Origin of the sequence: Halocynthiibacter namhaensis (assembly GCF_000812685.1) — a bacterium.
Lineage (GTDB): Bacteria > Pseudomonadota > Alphaproteobacteria > Rhodobacterales > Rhodobacteraceae > Halocynthiibacter > Halocynthiibacter namhaensis.
Map to the genome: position 1 here is coordinate 72,215 of NZ_JWIF01000022.1, position 11,972 is coordinate 84,186.

At 50.2% G+C, this 11,972-nt stretch carries 17 protein-coding genes; 5 read left to right on the forward strand and 12 right to left on the reverse strand.

Features of this window, described 5'->3' with window-relative positions; genetic code table 11:
- Positions 1 to 12: 12 nt before the first annotated feature.
- From RJ38_RS04450 to RJ38_RS04495, 10 genes are read right to left on the reverse strand one after another with little or no spacing between them, the layout of a single operon-like run.
- Entirely contained in the window at positions 13 to 1,560 is a 1,548-nt protein-coding gene (locus tag RJ38_RS04450) for an HAL/PAL/TAL family ammonia-lyase (protein ID WP_039017685.1), read from the reverse strand.
- A 6-nt stretch (positions 1,561 to 1,566) separates the two neighbouring features.
- Positions 1,567 to 3,258, reverse strand: a complete 1,692-nt coding sequence (locus tag RJ38_RS04455; RefSeq protein WP_039017686.1) for a glycosyltransferase family 2 protein — start codon at positions 3,256 to 3,258, stop codon at positions 1,567 to 1,569.
- Positions 3,255 to 3,626 carry an ApeI family dehydratase gene (locus RJ38_RS19470; protein WP_039017687.1) on the reverse strand — a complete coding sequence of 124 codons (372 nt, stop codon included), beginning with the start codon at positions 3,624 to 3,626 and terminating at the stop codon, positions 3,255 to 3,257. The genes RJ38_RS04455 and RJ38_RS19470 overlap by 4 nt, the downstream gene beginning before the upstream one ends.
- Positions 3,627 to 3,676: 50 nt before the next feature.
- A complete protein-coding gene (locus tag RJ38_RS04465; RefSeq protein ID WP_039017688.1) occupies positions 3,677 to 4,993 on the reverse strand; it encodes an AMP-binding protein in 1,317 nt (438 codons plus the stop codon).
- Positions 4,990 to 5,559, reverse strand: a complete 570-nt coding sequence (locus tag RJ38_RS04470; RefSeq protein ID WP_039017689.1) for a COG4648 family protein — start codon at positions 5,557 to 5,559, stop codon at positions 4,990 to 4,992. Before RJ38_RS04470 ends, RJ38_RS04465 begins: the two co-directional genes overlap by 4 nt.
- The gene (locus RJ38_RS04475) at positions 5,546 to 5,800 is read right to left on the reverse strand and encodes an acyl carrier protein (protein WP_039017713.1); all 255 of its coding nucleotides are present in this window, start codon (positions 5,798 to 5,800) and stop codon (positions 5,546 to 5,548) included. Before RJ38_RS04475 ends, RJ38_RS04470 begins: the two co-directional genes overlap by 14 nt.
- Before the next feature lie 4 nt (positions 5,801 to 5,804).
- A complete protein-coding gene (locus RJ38_RS04480) occupies positions 5,805 to 6,080 on the reverse strand; it encodes a phosphopantetheine-binding protein (RefSeq protein WP_039017690.1) in 276 nt (91 codons plus the stop codon).
- Positions 6,070 to 6,828 (reverse strand): lysophospholipid acyltransferase family protein, encoded by a 759-nt coding sequence (locus RJ38_RS04485; RefSeq protein ID WP_039017691.1) that lies wholly within the window; start codon positions 6,826 to 6,828, stop codon positions 6,070 to 6,072. Before RJ38_RS04485 ends, RJ38_RS04480 begins: the two co-directional genes overlap by 11 nt.
- Positions 6,821 to 7,564, reverse strand: a complete 744-nt coding sequence (locus tag RJ38_RS04490; RefSeq protein ID WP_082005628.1) for a beta-ketoacyl synthase chain length factor — start codon at positions 7,562 to 7,564, stop codon at positions 6,821 to 6,823. The genes RJ38_RS04485 and RJ38_RS04490 overlap by 8 nt, the downstream gene beginning before the upstream one ends.
- Positions 7,565 to 7,573: 9 nt before the next feature.
- Positions 7,574 to 7,981 (reverse strand): hypothetical protein, encoded by a 408-nt coding sequence (locus RJ38_RS04495; protein ID WP_039017692.1) that lies wholly within the window; start codon positions 7,979 to 7,981, stop codon positions 7,574 to 7,576.
- A gap of 67 nt (positions 7,982 to 8,048) precedes the next feature.
- Here RJ38_RS04495 and RJ38_RS04500 point away from each other — a divergent pair, with 67 nt between their 5' ends.
- Positions 8,049 to 8,672, forward strand: coding sequence for a 4'-phosphopantetheinyl transferase family protein (locus tag RJ38_RS04500; protein ID WP_156121747.1), 624 nt, complete (start codon positions 8,049 to 8,051; stop codon positions 8,670 to 8,672).
- Between the two features lie 64 nt (positions 8,673 to 8,736).
- Here RJ38_RS04500 and RJ38_RS18775 read toward each other — a convergent pair whose 3' ends face one another.
- Positions 8,737 to 8,904: a hypothetical protein gene (locus RJ38_RS18775; protein WP_202903863.1), complete on the reverse strand. Its 168-nt coding sequence runs from the start codon at positions 8,902 to 8,904 to the stop codon at positions 8,737 to 8,739.
- A 5-nt stretch (positions 8,905 to 8,909) separates the two neighbouring features.
- Between RJ38_RS18775 and RJ38_RS04505 the strand changes: the two genes are divergently transcribed.
- The 4 genes from RJ38_RS04505 to RJ38_RS04520 are packed head-to-tail and all read left to right on the forward strand — an operon-like array spanning position 8,910 to position 11,600.
- A complete protein-coding gene (locus RJ38_RS04505; RefSeq protein WP_039017694.1) occupies positions 8,910 to 10,412 on the forward strand; it encodes a phage tail tape measure protein in 1,503 nt (500 codons plus the stop codon).
- A gap of 11 nt (positions 10,413 to 10,423) precedes the next feature.
- On the forward strand, positions 10,424 to 10,846 hold the full coding sequence (locus RJ38_RS04510; protein ID WP_039017695.1) for a phage tail protein: 423 nt from the start codon (positions 10,424 to 10,426) through the stop codon (positions 10,844 to 10,846).
- Positions 10,846 to 11,055, forward strand: coding sequence for a tail protein X (locus RJ38_RS04515; RefSeq protein ID WP_039017696.1), 210 nt, complete (start codon positions 10,846 to 10,848; stop codon positions 11,053 to 11,055). The genes RJ38_RS04510 and RJ38_RS04515 overlap by 1 nt, the downstream gene beginning before the upstream one ends.
- Positions 11,046 to 11,600 carry a phage late control D family protein gene (locus RJ38_RS04520; RefSeq protein WP_052245196.1) on the forward strand — a complete coding sequence of 185 codons (555 nt, stop codon included), beginning with the start codon at positions 11,046 to 11,048 and terminating at the stop codon, positions 11,598 to 11,600. Before RJ38_RS04515 ends, RJ38_RS04520 begins: the two co-directional genes overlap by 10 nt.
- Here RJ38_RS04520 and RJ38_RS18430 read toward each other — a convergent pair.
- On the reverse strand, positions 11,518 to 11,972 hold a 455-nt coding region (locus tag RJ38_RS18430; RefSeq protein ID WP_156121748.1), incomplete at its 5' end, for an IS3 family transposase. The genes RJ38_RS04520 and RJ38_RS18430 overlap by 83 nt on opposite strands.

An 11,972-nucleotide genomic window follows, 5' to 3' on the forward strand; every position in this document is an offset into this window, starting at 1 on the left:
TGGGCCTCTCAATCAATCTGTATAAAGCGACCAGGATTGGTCATTTAGTTGATCGATGAGCGCACGCAAAACACCTTCCAGAGGTTTGTCTTCATCAATGAAGGGCACAGTCTTCTGGACATCATCGAGGAATGTGCGAAGTTCGGGGTTCAGATTGCTGGGCTGAATGCCCCCGTCACGCAGGCGCAACGCTATGGCCTGACATGTCGCGATCATATGTCCTGCAATCACCTGATTTGTCAGGTCAAGATTGCGGATACAGTCGCGTGCGGCGATGGTGCCCATGCTGACTTTATCCTGGTTGTGGCATTCGGTGGACCGGGAAAAGACGCTGGCAGGCATCGTGTTCTTGAGGGCTTCGGCAGTCCAGGCTGACACGCCAATCTGCACAGCTTTCAAGCCATGATTCAGCGGCGCACGATCACCCGTTGCCCCCGACAAGTTGGAAGGCAGTCCATTGTTAAACTTCACGTCAACCAAAAGCGCCATTTGCCGATCAATAAGGTCGGCGACATTGGCCACAAGGTTTTTCATACTGTCCATGACAAAGGCGATATGGCCGCCATAGAAATGGCCGCCGTGCAGAACGCGTCCTTCGGCGGTATCGATGATCGGGTTGTCATTGGCGCTGTTTAGCTCAATCTCAATCATCTGACGAAAGGTCGGCAACATATCTTGCAAGACACCGATCACATGGGGCGCGCAGCGGATGGAATACCGATCCTGTAGGCGATCCGGTTGCTCATCTTGCTGGCCTGTATCCAGGTCGGATCGTATCCACGCGGCCACCATATTTTGACCGGGATGTGGCTTGGCAGCAAACAAAAATTCATCAAAATGTTGGGGGTTGCCCTTCATCGCAATGCTGGTCAGTGCTGTCAGACGAGACGCCATTTTCACGAGATATTCTGACCGTTCAAACGCGAGTACTGCAAGACCCGTCATTACAGCCGTGCCATTCATAATGGCGAGGGCTTCCTTCGGGCGCATGGTGAGGGGCGTGATCCCCAGTTCATCAAACACGTCTTTCGTGGGGCGGCGTTCCCCTTTATAAAGAACATCACGTTCCCCAATCAGAGCGGCCGCAACGTAAGACAGCGGGGTCAGATCGCCGCTTGCGCCAACAGAACCTTCCTCAGGAATGAGCGGAAGAATATTCGCGTTCAACATTACGACCAGCAGATCAAGAAGCTCTTTGCTGACGCCAGACACCCCGCGTGTGAGAGAGGCAAGGCGCACAGCCATGACGCTGCGGGTTGCAATGGGATCAAGGTGTTTTCCAAGGCCGCATCCGTGAAAACGCGACAGGTGGATAGGCAGTTCATATGCTTGTTCAACCGGAACGGCCCGTGTGCAGGAATCGCCATAACCTGTTGTGACACCGTAGATCACGCCATCTTCGGACAGCATATTATCAAGAAAATCAGTGCCTTCTTGAATTTTTTTCACAAAGTTATCAGCTGTGGAAAGTTGGCAATGCCTGCCGTGAACTGCAATTGCGGCGACTTGTTCAATCGACAGAGGGGTATCGCCGAACACGACAGAGGAAAGAGTTTTCATGGGGTATTAGTTTCTATTGTTGGTGTCGGCTGGGTTTTTAGAACCTTGCCAAAAGTTGAAAAAGTTATACCACTGCAAAGGGTATTTCTTCGTGTGTTTTTCCAGAAAACGCACGTAGATTTCTAGGTGATGATTGATTTTGTCTGTGCGATTTCCACCGCGCAAATTAATCTGATCTGACAGTTTTTCAAAGATAACTTTATGGCGGGGGCCATCGCGCAGGCACAGCATCATATAAACGGGTGCTTTCAGCAGCCCAGCTAAAATCACACTGCCCTGGCCGAAATCGGCGGCTTGTCCAAGAAAGTCAAATGTTGAAATACGTGTGCTGTCAGTGACAGGTGTTCTGTCGCCGGCCATGACAATCCATTCGCCACGCGCCAGACGATCCTGAAGCTCAATCGCCGTGGCCGGGCCAAGATCAGTGACCTCAACCATATCAATCGCAGCTTCCGGGTTCATCTTGGTCAGGAGTTGATTGAAACGCATAGCATTTTTTGAGTGGATCAGAACCGTGACTTTTACGCCGCTGCGTTTTCGTGAAAGCGCACGACAGATCTCCATGTTACCTAAGTGAGAGGCTATAATAAAAATACCCTCACCAGTCTTGATAACCGCATCCATTTTGGGCTGATCAACGATATCAAGTTGCTCCAGCGTGATATCATTCATCCAAACTGCGACCTTATCCAAAGCCGTACGTCCAAAGGATCTAAAATGTCGGTAGCTCTGCAACCATCCGGGTTGAATTTCTGGCGAAAGCTGGGGGCCGATGAGGTGCCAAAATGCATCAGACGCCCGACGTTGTTGCCCGCCTGTCAGGAAGAAATAAAGGAGGATGGGGTGGGCGATCAGGCTGCATATCCGATATCCGAAAAGGCGATAAACAACTGACAGAAACCAAAGGCCCCAAGACATGCCACGTTCTTCAAGTTTTGCCCAATGTGTCGCTGGGGTAAGGCGGGGTGGACGGTTTTTCAAAATTGAAGGCAAACGCACAAGCATCGTAAGCACAAGGCGCGTGTGCATTTTTGTGATCCGTAAATTGTCCCGTAGAACATCAAAGTTTGAGGTATTGTCGTCAGGGTATGTGACGCGAACCGGTGTCATTATGACGGCTGTGCCGCGCCAGAACAGTCGAACCATAATATCGGTGTCAAAATCCATGCGATGCCCGACGTCTTCGTTTTGCAGCAAGGATCGACAAGCCTTGAGCGGATAAACGCGATACCCACACATGCTGTCAGTGATCTGAAAGGACAGGGTTTCGACCCAGACCCAGACATGAGTTAGCCATCGCCCAATTTTACGTGATGTTGGGATCGTGTCGTCGTAAACTGGCTTGCCGCTGATCAGAGCCTCGGGGTGCAAAGCGGCAAGACGCAGCAATTCGGGAAGCGCTGCCGGGTCATGCTGCCCATCTGCATCAACCTGAACGCCATGGGTAAAACCCACATCATGAGCCGCATTCATGCCCGCAATCACGGCTTTGCCTTTGCCCATGTTTTGTGCAAGCCGCAGTACCGTCACACCGTCATCAGGCGCATGCAAGGCAGCGATCGTTTCGCGTGTTGCAGTTTCACTGCCGTCGTCGACAATCAGAACTGGTATATCCAATGCGCGCAACGCGTCTACAACGCCAGAAATTGCGTTGTGATGGTTGTAGCTGGGGACAATTGCGCAGGGACGGAATGTCATGTGGCCGGATCCAGGTGAATAATCCCGGACGAGCAGGGCGCGCCTTGATGGTCTCGGTATTCAAACATTACGCAGTGTTTTGAAGGGGCGTAGTCAAGCTGAAGTGCTATTGGATCTTCTGGCAAGACCAATTGTTTGAATTTCAATTTGGTGACCTGACGTATGTCACAGGATAATTCAAGGTACTCACTACTGAAACGAACGGCCCAATCAAGTTGCGCGACCCCAGGCAAAATTGGATGATTAGGGAAATGGCCTTGAAATTGGAAAAGATCGGCATCTAGGCCAAGTTCAAGACATACAGAATGATTTGAATGCCGAACATCCAATACAAGTGGCCTAATTTTACCTGTTGCCCAGGATGACATGCATTTTCCAAGTGAATGTTAGAATTATAGACCCATTCCACTAGAATAGGTCAGTCAAATAGCGCGGATAAGTCGCGATGTAAACGCTTTCCCTCTGTGTTTTCAGGGATTTCGGCCACAAATCGCCACCGTTTGGGTTGGGCTGCTAAATCAAACCGACCATGCATTTCATGGCGGATCATTTGACCAAAGCGGAACGCCCCTTGACTGTCTAGTTTTTCTTGCCCGGCCTCAGTTAAGGTTGCGACGCAAGCCAAGGGTTTTCGCCCTGTAGTGAGTAAAAGAACATTTGCATCGGCAATCCATTCATGCGCCTGGATCCAGATTTCAATTTCGATCAGAGACACACGTTTCCCTTCGACTTTGACGATGCGGTCATTCCGTCCTTTTAGGGTGAATTCCTTTTCGGAATGCAGTGTCACCATGTCATTGGTTTGATACCAACTCGTCGTGTCCAGATAGGGGGAACGGATCTGTAAAACCCCATCGATTTCAGCCAGATCAACAACGGAAAATTTACACCAAGGGCTGGCAGTTGTTGTTTGTTGGCGAAATGCGATGCCACCCGTTTCCGTGCTGCCAAAGACCTCAATTGGGCGAAAACCTAAGTGTTGCTCGCTGGCGTTTGCGGCCTCAAGGCTGAGTGGCCCACCGGATGAAAACACCATGTTTGCTGCAAAATGAAACTGATCGGGGAAGCGGTTCAGATGTGCCGGGCTTGAAACAAGGCAGATATTTTTCGGGGTGAGGGCTGTGATGTTCTCCCAATATAAAACCTGATCTGCAACAAAGGGCCTACCCGCACACAGCGGCCACAGGACTTTGAAAAGCAGGCCGTAGATGTGTTGGTGAGAGACCGTCGCAGCTGTCGTGCAACCCATGAGGCTACTCTCCCAGGTTTCTTGCAGCACGGATATTTCGGCCTCGATCTGATGCAAATTTTTGGGGATGATTTTCGGGGCACCAGTTGAGCCGGACGTGTAAAAACTGATCTTACCCGATTGCAGTTTTTCGGGGGAAAACGTGATTTCGTCAGATGATGCATCGCATATGGAAATGACAGATTGGTCACGCAAAACAGTTATGCCCTGCGCGCTCATATCCTTTAATGTGTCCGCTTGATTGTTTGGTGGCAAAATGATGGCGACTTCTGCGTATAATGCGGCGAATAAGGCAACTGAGAAATAATAGCTGTTGCCAAAAGCAAGAGTGCATTGGTGAACCTTGGCGTCCCGTAGGTATCTAGCTGTAATGCCTACTTCACGATGGAAACGCGCGAAATCGATCATTTCTCCGTTCGAAACGGCAACCAAGTAATCTGGTGTTCGTGCGACAGAAAGCAGTGATGACACTGATAAGAACGTCATGAGGACCCTATGTGGTTGGATTTTTTGAACTGGCGGATAATAAATTCACCGGCAAATAGCACCCCCATCAGAACATAGGAAATAAAGCCATTGTAAAGCGTCCATAGCTGCATATCTCGGCTCAGGGCGATACAGGCGGAAATCCCGCCATTGACGATGAAAAAACCAATCCAGACCTGTGTCACACGGCGTGTATACATCACACCTTTTTCATTTAAATTCGGTTCGTGAAGGCGGGCGATTTTTTCAATAATGCTGGGTGGGTATAGGATGGAATGGGTGAAAATGGCAGCAAACCCGAGGTTCATGATCAAGGGATACATCAGAAGCGCCAAGGCATCATCAATCAAGATCAGGCCGCCAACCGTCACAAGGCCAGCGGCGAAAACTGCATTTTCGAAAATGGTTTTTTTGCGATCTGTCCAGATGTGACGTGCAACAATGATTAAAACCAGCAACGCCCCAAGTGCATAAGCCGGAAAATGACGCAGACCAAACAGGATGACAAAGGGATAGGCAATGCCAACAAGGGGCAGTATCGCCTGAAAGGCCTTAGATGGGGGCATCAATAAGGGTTTGCACCTGTGCAACAACATCATTCACGGTCCTGACGGATTTGAATTCTTCCGGCGCAATCTTTTTCCCAGTAAATTCTTGCAGTTTGATTGCCAGATCAACCGCATCAATACTGTCTAGATCCAGATCCTCATAAAGATTGGCCTCAAGGGTGATGTCCTCAGCGGGTACTTCAAAGAGGTTGGTCAGGATTTCTGTTAATTTCGGAAGGATATCGTCATGTGTAAGCATCATATTATCCTTTGCGCGCTGCAGCAATGAACTTGGCCAGGTTGCTGACTGATGCGAAATGTAATTTCACATCTTTGTCTTGTGCATCAATTTTCACCCCAAATTCACGCTGAACCGCGACGCCAAGCTCAAGAGCATCAATAGAATCCAATCCCAACCCTTCGGTGAATAGGGCCTCATTGCTGATGATGTCTTCTGCATGAAGGTCTTCCAGTTCAAGTGCTGAAATAATCAGGTTTTTAATCTCGGTTTCGAGTTCAACTGAATCACTATTTGACATAAGGCTGTTCTAATCTTCGGGTAAGGTTGCGGGCGGAAATGCTTCGTGTGTCGTGCAACAAATACGTGGAAATGTCCAGACGTTCGCCGGATTCTACATCAATTTTGACGCGTGATCTTGCCACGTGATACCAAGGCTGGCCTTTTGTCAAAGTTGATGGTGTCACGGTGATAAATACCAGCTGAATATCCGCCCCGGATGCAAGCGCTATATTCGCAGCACCACGTTTGAATTTTATGGCAGTGCCAGGCTGGGTGCGGGTGCCTTCAGGAAACAGAATGATATTTTCCCCGGCCTTTAACTGCCTGCTGCATTCTTCAAACAGTTGTTCCGAGCTGACGTCGTTGCGAATGTACCCTGCTGAACGGACAGCGCCGCCCAGAAAACGATTGTCCCACAACGCACTTTTCACGAGGCATTGCGCCCGTGGCATAAGAGACATCAAAACCACCACATCCAGCAGGGAAGGGTGATTCGCGATAATCAGGCATCCTTTGCAAGAATTGAGCTTATGTTTATCCTTCGTGCTGACTTTTATCAGAAATAGCGCTTCTAGCATCAGGATATACACCCGAAAAAGCCCATGGATGAGGTGCTGGGCCCGGCGGTGTCGTTCATCTCGATCTCGCGTCGCCAGCGCAATCGCTGGAAAAGCAAAGGCCGTAACGCAAAGCCCGCCAACCCCAAACAGCACCATGGATACGGTTGTCGCCACGACGCGCCATGCATAATAGAGCTTATTAAACATGCTGTTTGCAAATCCAGTTTCTCTGTCCGATGGGGGATCGCCATTCTGGATGTCGCCCGAGGATAAAGCGGATAAAATCCAAAACAGGATCAACGGATGGTGGTTGGCTGACTGAAACGTCACTTGTAAGTGTCATTTTCTGATGTGAAGTGTCATCTACGGTGCTCATCAATAATGCAATCGCGATGCTTGCCGTTCCCTCATTACAAAAGCTGTCAAAGAACTTTGGGAGCGGGATATCATAATATACAAGAAGCACGGATCTGTGGCGGTCTTCCTGCAAAATTGCCTGAGCTTCTAGCAACCCATGGGCAAAACTTTCCTGGCCTGCAGATATCATGGTATGTGGTGCGGTATTTTTTGTGTGAATAGAATATAGCCCCGCGATGGCATTATGTACTGACGTGCTGAATTTTGCCGGGGATACAGGTTGATCCTTGGCTATGTCGTCTAAAATAGCCGGCGTAATGCCTGCATCCCCATGGCGAGACGCAAAGACCAGGTGCATATTTTCACGATTATCATCTACATCCAGAGCGGCACGAAATGCCATGCGCGCAAGCGGGGGTAAGCGCCGCCGCAGCATCATAGGGATATCTCTGACGTCCGGTTCTATCTTTTCCTCGCTGAGTTCTGTCTTTGGATGATCAACCCATGTCTGCCAATCCGGTCGCGATTGACAGGCCGGTGTCCAGGCCGACCAGGCCTCAAGTGTAAACATCGGTATTGAGGGCATGGTGTTCGCTTAATTTCCGTTTATGACGTTGCTGAGTTCAACGGCGATGTCATTTTCTAGATTGCGAACCCAACGGTTATAATTGCGGTGGATGCGCCCGTTGCGATAATTCAAGTTTTGGCTGCCGACATAGGTGATATTATAGACCTGACGATCAAAAGTGATATCCACAATAGCAGTATGGGCGCGAACTTCCAGACGTGCGCGCACTGTATTGTTGTTCACCGCTTGCATGATCCAGCCACGCTTTGTCCCTGCGCGTACAATTGCGCGGGCAATACCACGAGTCGGCAAGTTATGTGAAAAAGCAGAAATAGGGTGATTTTCAACATTTTTTACCGTATCGGCCTGCACAGGTGCAGCCAGCGAAAGTGAAAGCAAAATGCTTGCGGCACACAGAAATTTTCTTGGTTTCATAACGGTTTCCTGTTAGCGATTGAAAGGCGATGCCGCATGTTTATTCCGGCACCTAGGGTGGCTATACATGAAAACCTACGCAATAATCGAGAGCGATTTACGCTATGGATGCGCAGGCAGTCTTATGGATAATCTGACAACGCCCGAAGATGTCGCTTATTGTCGGAAATATTCCCGAAAAACACGACAGGATCAAAGCCTACTTGCACGGGCAATTTTGCGTAGGGGCCTTGCAGAGCACACTGGCACCAGCCCATTTGACTGGGGAATATCTCTGGGCCAGGACCATTACTTCAAGGCTGACCATATTGCTGGTTCAATGTCGTTTTATATCAGCATCAATCATAGCAAGCATAAAGTTGTTGTTGCCTGGTCGGAAAAACATCGAATCGGTGTGGATATTGAATGGCTCGATCCGAAACGAAATATGAACGCTGTCTTGGGCCAGATTAGCCATGCACATGCAGATATTCCAGAAGACTTGGCTCAGCAGTATCGCCTGTGGACCATGTATGAAGCGTATTTCAAGGCTTCAAATTTAGAACCTGTTCGGATACCCGTAGCTTTGTCCCAAATCGTATGCTTGAAGCCAGATGATTATGTACAGACACTCGCATTCGGCGAAGATAATCTTACCTTTGAAACTTGGCTTAACGCCGATTACGTCACCACAATCTGTTATACGGAGTGATAGGTGATTGACCATGCGGAAAAGGCGGACTTAATAGCATAGGCAGCATGAGCAAAATTAAGGCTCATGCGTTTTTCTCCCCATATCGGTCCCATGGGAAAAACACCTTCACGCGGCCATGTTCATCGCAGTAAATTTCTTCGCCCTCGGGCCCGGTTACTGTTGCGATTTGCGGGCCATCAACCAAAGGCTTGCGCATAAGTGGTGGGCGATAGGGCAGGCGTGCGGGCATCTACGATGTCAGACCTGTTTGGTGATGAGGCGCGTGAGCTGACCAAACTATTGAACAACATGGAACTCATGCCTGAGATGTTGGGAATGGTTGCGGATGAGACGCAATACCTTGGAAGTTCAGAGGCTGAATATGCTGAGAGATCGAAAACCACGGCGAATAATATGCAGTTGGCGCGCAATCAAATGACACGATTGGGGGTGAGTATTGGTGAGGTGGTTTTGCCCGCTCTCAATGAATTGCTGACAAAATCTCAGGTGTTTATTGATAAGATGGTGATCTGGACGAAAGAGCATCCAAAGCTCACGAAATGGCTGGTTATCGGTGGCCTTGCCCTTGGGGCCATGGCTGTCGCCGGTGGCGTTTTGTTGACCGTGGCTGCGGGGCTTATTGGCACTCTGGCCGTTTTGCGGTTTGGGTTGGTCGGCCTTGGTGCGCGTGCAATGTTTGCTGGTGGTGGGGTCTCGAACTTGTCAGGGCGGTTTGGGCGGCTTGGACGAATGCGCCGTTTTAGGTTGGCACGACTGATTACTCCTCTACGTTGGGGCGCAAGTTTAATTCCTGCAATCAACTGGGGATCTATGTTTGGCCGCTTGGGGCGGTTTGGCATGAATGCATCGGGCTGGGGGCGGTTGATTACACCGCTCAAATGGTTGGGGCGTGGGGCTATGCGGTTTATCCCTGTTATTGGTTGGGCAATTCTTGCTGCAGAGATTGGATACTTTGCTTGGAATTCCATCATCAAACCGCTTGGCTGGGATAAATACCTCAGCCGCGACGGCCTTGTTGAAGGGCTCAATGGTTTGACGCCGGGGTTTGAGTGGGGATGGATCATTGATCAGATCCGCTGGACCGCCTTTCTTCCCGTGACTGCATTGATGTCCGCTTGGAAAGTTCTACGTGGGGAAGCGACTTGGCGCGATATCATTGAAGATATTCCTTGGATGAGTTGGTTCAACTTTGAATGGATCGATCTTTTACCTTCATGGGATTGGTCCGCAATTATACCTGATTTTAATCTTGGGGGTATGTTCGCCGCAGTGCCGGGCGCTGCTTCTGAAGTGCCAGGTGGGGCGGCTCCCTTTCAACGTGGCGCTGACAGAGGCTATGGAGGGGAGCGTGCATTGGGTGGTCCTGTGGCTGCAGGGCGACCCTATCTCGTGAATGAAAACACGCCACGTTCTGAGATTTTTGTGCCGTCAACATCGGGTGGGATTTTGAATGTCTCCCAGGCACAAAGTGTCATGCGAAAATCTTTGCAAGGTGGGGGCCGTATTCGAGCGGCCGGTCTTGCAGCGCTTACATCCTCGGCACTTGTTGGGTCGGCTGCGGCGATGCCTTCTAGCGGGGCACCAGTCGGTCAATCCACCACAACGCGCGTGGAAATTGGCAGCATTCAGATCACGGCACCCTCAGGCGTTTCTGATCCTGAAGGGTTGGTCAATCTTTTGGAGGCGCGATTGGGAGACCGTATCTCGGCGACCCTTGCGGCAAGCTTTTCGGATTAAGGAGGCATCATATGTCTGGACCCGTCACCATGGCCCTTGGGCCGTTTATGTTTAAGTCACATGGCTTTAGCTACTCAGATGTCAGTCGGAAGCTGGATACGACCTGGGCGGAACTTGAAACCGTAGGTGGCCTGAACGCGCTGCAATGGACTGGCCCGCGTTCTGAAACCATCACCATCAACGGGGTTTTGTTCCCCGCTGAATGGGGTGGGGCTGGAACTTTGGAAGGGGTGCGTCTGGCCGCCAAAAACGGGTTTCCGCTCATATTTGTGAGTTTAGGCGGAAAGGTGTTTGGCAATCATGCCATCCAAACCGTTGATGAAGATCGCACAGTACATGATCGCCATGGTGCGCCAAGGCGGAATGCCTATTCGATTGGATTGAAACGCATGGGGTCGGGCTTTTCTTTGCGCTCTCTCTTGGGAGGGATGTGATGTCGTCCACATATATTACCAAAGAAAATGATGCGTTAGATTTGATTTGTGCGCGCCATTATGGTCGCCAGGCTGGTGCCGTTGAAAGGGTTCTGGAGGCAAACCCGGATATTACGCCCATTGCACATCGCCCACCTGCTGGTGTGCGAATTACTCTGCCAGATGTTGTCTTGAGTAAATCCAAGGGGGCGGTGAAACTATGGGACTAATTACGCATCCAAAGGTTCATGTTGATATCGATGGTGTGCCTGTATCGGGGCTGTTTTTCAAACGCCTGATAAGCCTTGAAATCATTGACCGTGAGGGCATCCGTTCAGACACATTGCGGTTGGTGTTTAACGATGCTGCGCCGCATTTTGACAGTCCGCGTCGGGGAGCCGTTGCCAATGTGACGATCCAACCAAATGACGGGGGTGGTGGGTTTGTTGGATCCTATGTGATTGATAGCGTGGATTACAATTGCCATCCTTTCACGATCTCTGTTGGGGGACATTCTGCTGACTTACGTTCCGAAATGAAGACGCAAAGATCGAGGCATTGGGATGATCGATCGGTCAAAGACATCGTGTCGGAAATCGCGGGTGCCTATGATCTGGAGGCCAAGATATCAGATGTTGTGTCGTCTCATGTCTATGGTCTTGTCCCGCTTACGTTCCGGTCTCTGAACTCATTTATGCGGCCTTTCGCTCAAAAGCCAAGGGACTTTTCCCGCCAAGCGATGAGTGGCGACGGCGCGGGTTATAGAACCCGTTGATATACTGGAAGATCGCGCCTTCAGCCTGACGGCGTGTGTCCCAACGGTTGCGCCAAATCAGCTCAGCCTTAATGGATTTGAAGAACGTCTCGACCATAGAATTATCATAACAATTTCCCTTGCCGCTCATCGAGACCTTGAAACCGTGCTTGGACAAGCGCTTCTGATACTCATTTGAGCAATATTGTGAACCACGATCCGTATGGTGAATGCAATCCTCCGGTGGTTGGCGCAAAGCAACGGCCATATCTAACGCCCGGATTGCCAGATCCTTCTTCATGCGGTTACTGATAGCCCATCCGATGACGCGGCGAGAATACAGGTCAAGGATGACGGCAAGATACAGCCAACCTTCGCTGGTCCAAATGTAGC